We start from the raw sequence: 650 nt of genomic DNA on the forward strand, positions 1-650 counted from the left end.
CACTTCATTAAAGCCTCTCCTGTGCTCACTCTGAGCAGCTCACCAGGGGAGGCTTTAAACTATTCCCGCAAAAGTCAAACTTTACTGGTCCCCCAGCAAAGCTGGGGGATTTCTCATCGGATTAATTGATGTGGCGGCATCGTGCCAGCCACCTCACAATCCTCACCAAGCAATTCCTCGGCGCTGGGCCAAAAATGTGCCGTATCGCCATACGCTGCGAGCAAACCGGGTAGCCCGCCAAAGTATCGGTAGATGAGCTTCTTATCTACACCGGCCTCCCGCGCCACCTGATTGATCCCGAGATGTCTAAATCCGCTCTCCGCCAGGACCTTGCCTACTGCGCCAATTAATTTTTGCTGCGTTATCTCCCTGTTTCTGATGGGGACCACCTTGGGAACAAGGGTCAATGCCATGTCATTCCTCCATGCGAGAATAAGTACTACTCTTTCTCGCATGAAGCCGCCCAACAAACAATGATTGATTTCTTCATGCCCCTATGCTCCGTGTCATGCTCTCCAAATCCCCCCCCCCGGCGCAAAACAGCAAAAGCCCCGATTCTTTCGAATCGGGGCTTTGGAAACATTTCTTGGCAACGACCTACTTTCCCACACGCTACCATGCAGTATCATCGGCGATGGAGGGCTTAACTA

General features: G+C 52.2%; 1 protein-coding gene. It reads right to left on the minus strand.

Annotated elements, in window-relative coordinates; translation table 11 throughout:
- Nucleotides 1–113: 113 nt before the first annotated feature.
- Nucleotides 114–413 carry a TetR/AcrR family transcriptional regulator gene (locus tag GKC30_RS14845; RefSeq protein ID WP_155935752.1) on the minus strand — a complete coding sequence of 100 codons (300 nt, stop codon included), beginning with the start codon at nucleotides 411–413 and terminating at the stop codon, nucleotides 114–116.
- Between the last annotated feature and the right edge of the window lie 237 nt (nucleotides 414–650).

The sequence above is a fragment of the Pseudodesulfovibrio alkaliphilus genome (genome assembly GCF_009729555.1).
Classification (GTDB): domain Bacteria; phylum Desulfobacterota; class Desulfovibrionia; order Desulfovibrionales; family Desulfovibrionaceae; genus Pseudodesulfovibrio; species Pseudodesulfovibrio alkaliphilus.